The 2,457-nt window shown below is 76.5% G+C and carries 3 protein-coding genes, 3 tRNA genes and 1 riboswitch; of the genes, 3 read left to right on the top strand and 3 right to left on the bottom strand.

Translation table 11 applies throughout. The features are described 5' to 3' along the window. Together HLB09_RS15765 and HLB09_RS15760 are read right to left on the bottom strand one after the other, a co-directional pair. A partial coding sequence (locus HLB09_RS15765) for a hypothetical protein (RefSeq protein ID WP_171204265.1) occupies positions 1–553 on the bottom strand: 553 nt, incomplete at its 3' end. A gap of 51 nt (positions 554–604) precedes the next feature. Continuing rightward, a complete protein-coding gene (locus HLB09_RS15760; RefSeq protein ID WP_171204266.1) occupies positions 605–997 on the bottom strand; it encodes a metallopeptidase family protein in 393 nt (130 codons plus the stop codon). Between the two features lie 152 nt (positions 998–1,149). Here HLB09_RS15760 and HLB09_RS15755 point away from each other — a divergent pair. From HLB09_RS15755 to HLB09_RS15745, 3 genes are all read left to right on the top strand, one after another. After that, positions 1,150–1,222, top strand: a tRNA-Glu gene (locus tag HLB09_RS15755). Between the two features lie 55 nt (positions 1,223–1,277). Then, positions 1,278–1,354: transfer RNA gene (locus HLB09_RS15750), tRNA-Asp, on the top strand. A 48-nt stretch (positions 1,355–1,402) separates the two neighbouring features. Further along, positions 1,403–1,480: transfer RNA gene (locus HLB09_RS15745), tRNA-Phe, on the top strand. Positions 1,481–1,597: 117 nt separating this feature from the next. On the opposite strand, the gene HLB09_RS15740 is transcribed toward HLB09_RS15745, so the two are convergent. Next, on the bottom strand, positions 1,598–2,077 hold the full coding sequence (locus HLB09_RS15740; RefSeq protein ID WP_171204264.1) for a C40 family peptidase: 480 nt from the start codon (positions 2,075–2,077) through the stop codon (positions 1,598–1,600). 31 nt (positions 2,078–2,108) lie between these two features. Then, positions 2,109–2,180, bottom strand: a riboswitch (cyclic di-AMP (ydaO/yuaA leader). Positions 2,181–2,457 lie beyond the last annotated feature (277 nt).

Below are 2,457 nucleotides of genomic sequence, written 5' to 3'. Positions count from 1 at the left end.
CGCCCGCGGCGCCCCCGCCCGCGCGCGGTGCGGCCGGCCACCGCGTCGCCGTCCCGAGCCGGGAGCGCACGAGCCGCAGCTCCTCGGAGTGCTCGTCGTCGAGGCGCGCGTGCAGGCGGTCGAGGTCGGCCGCCGTCGCGGCGAGGTCCGCCGCGTCGCAGGCGGAGAGCCAGGGGACCGACGAGCTGGCGAAGGGCTCGTCGGCGTCCCCGGCCCGCAGGACGAGCCGGCGCAGCACGTCGTCCAGCGTGACCGCCCCCGGCTGGACGACGTGGGGCACCACCAGCGGGGGCGGGCGCCGGCCCGCCGGCACGGTCGGGGAGGCCTCGTGCAGGACCCGGTGGAGGGACAGGAACGCGCGCGAGTCGAGCGCCACCGTGGAGGGCACGACGAGCGTGCGCCCCAGGGACAGCGCGGCCAGCGCCTCGTGCAGCACCTGGACCCGGGCCAGCCCGGCGGCGTCCTCCCCGCCCACCGACCGCCCGGCCGCCGCGGCGCCCGAGCGCACCGGGTCCCAGCTCTCGAGCAGGTGCCCCCTCACCGGTGCCGCCACGCGCCCTCCCCCTCCGCCCTCGTCCGCTCCACGTCCGGCGCCCACCCCCGGTCAGCCCCAGCCCAGCTCGTGGAGGCGCTCGTCGTCGATGCCGAAGTGGTGGGCCACCTCGTGCACCACGGTGACGGCGACCTCCTCGACGAGGTCCTCGACGTCGTCGCAGAGCCGCAGCAGCGGCCCCTTGAAGACGGTGATCCGGTCGGGCAGGGAACCGGCGTCCCACCAGCCGTCGCGCTCGGTGAGGGGCGTGCCCTCGTAGAGCCCGAGGAGCGTCGCCGCCGGGTCGCCGGTGTCGAGGTCCCCCGCGGCGCGGGCCTCGGCCAGCTGCTCCTCGTCCGGCTCGTCGGCCACGAGGACGACGACGTTGCTCATCGCCGCCGCCAGCTCCTCCGGGATGCGGTCGAGGCCGTCCCCGACGGCGGCCTCGAACTCCTCGTCGCCCATCTCCAGCACGGCTCGAGCCTGCCACCGGGCGCACCGCCGGACCCGTCGCCGGGCCGCTTTGGAGAAGGGGCGCCCGGTCCCCTATGCTCCTGCACGTCCGAACGCGGCACGCCGCCGGAGGACGCCCCGGGCTCGCCGGGCGTGGGGGCACGGCCCTCATCGTCTAGCGGCCCAGGACACCGCTCTTTCACAGCGGCAGCACGGGTTCGAATCCCGTTGGGGGCACGCACCACCGCACCACCGCCCCGCACGGGGCGCAGCACCACGGCCTCACCCTTGAGGCCCCGTAGCGCAGTTGGTTAGCGCGCCGCCCTGTCACGGCGGAGGTCGCGGGTTCGAGTCCCGTCGGGGTCGCCAGCAGCACCCGGTCAGCCCATCCCGCCCGGTGGGCGCCGGAGCTGCCGCGCAGGGCCAGATAGCTCAGTTGGTAGAGCGTCCGACTGAAAATCGGAAGGTCGGCGGTTCGACCCCGCCTCTGCTGCGTCGTGCCCTCGTGCGTCCTGCGCGGGCGAGCTCCGGCCCGGACGCCCTCCGCCGGAGCGCCCGTGGAAGGGCGCCCCGGCGGAGGCGGCTCGGCGAGCAGCCCCGGAGGGGACGGGCTCAGGGCCGGCCGTAGAAGACGGCGCTCGTCCAGATCTTGCGCTTGCTGACGACGCGGCCCGGCTTGGGGGCGTCCCAGACCTGGCCGTACCCGGCGTAGATGCCGACGTGGTACACGCTGCCGCTGGAGCTGTAGAAGAAGACCAGGTCGCCGACGCGGGGGCGGGACACGCGGGTCGAGGCCGCGGCCTGCTGGGCCGCGGTGCGCGGGATGGCGACGCCCGCCTGGCGGTAGGACCACTGCGTCAGCCCCGAGCAGTCGAAGCGCGTGGGGCCCGTGGCGCCGTAGACGTAGGGCATCCCGGCGCGGGTGGCCACGCTGCGCAGCGCCTGGTCGGAGACGGACAGGGAGACGGCGGCCTCGGCCCGCGGGGCCGCCGGGCCGGCGGAGAAGCCGGCGAGGAGCGCGAGCGAGGCGACGAGGACGAGGAGCGCGCGGGCGGGCGCGCGCAGGACGGAGCTGGGCAGGGCAGTGCTCATGGGGGGTTTCCTCCGGGTACCGCCTGCGGGGGGTGACCTGTCGGGTTCGGGCTCCAGAGATGCCCGGCCGCTGCTGCGGCTTCACCCCGAGGACCCAGCTCCCGCTGGGCCCGGCGCGCCTGGTTCCTCCGCCCCTGCCGAGTCCTCCTGTGCTCAGGTCGCGCGCCGCGGCGGTGGCAGGGTTCGGCGTCCGCGCGGCCGCCCCGCCATCGGCGGGGTCTTCTGACGAAGTGGTCGGCGCGAGTGTGCCAGACCTTTACCCGATCGAGACAGGAGATGTCTCAAGCATCTCGTCCCGTCGCCGAAGGGGCGCACGAGGACCGTGGGGCGCGTGGGACCAGCTCGGCGCCGTCCCGCCCGCGCGGCCGGGGCCGCGCGGG

The organism is Pseudokineococcus marinus (genome assembly GCF_013004605.1).
GTDB lineage: Bacteria > Actinomycetota > Actinomycetes > Actinomycetales > Quadrisphaeraceae > Pseudokineococcus > Pseudokineococcus marinus.
This window is presented reverse-complemented; position numbering and strand designations above follow the sequence as displayed.

Excerpts from the sequence above, each read along its gene's own strand:
- HLB09_RS15760 (WP_171204266.1), bottom strand. The coding sequence starts at position 997 with ATGGGCGACGAGGAGTTCGAGGCCGCCGTCGGGGACGGCCTCGACCGC.
- HLB09_RS15740 (WP_171204264.1), bottom strand. The coding sequence starts at position 2,077 with ATGAGCACTGCCCTGCCCAGCTCCGTCCTGCGCGCGCCCGCCCGCGCG.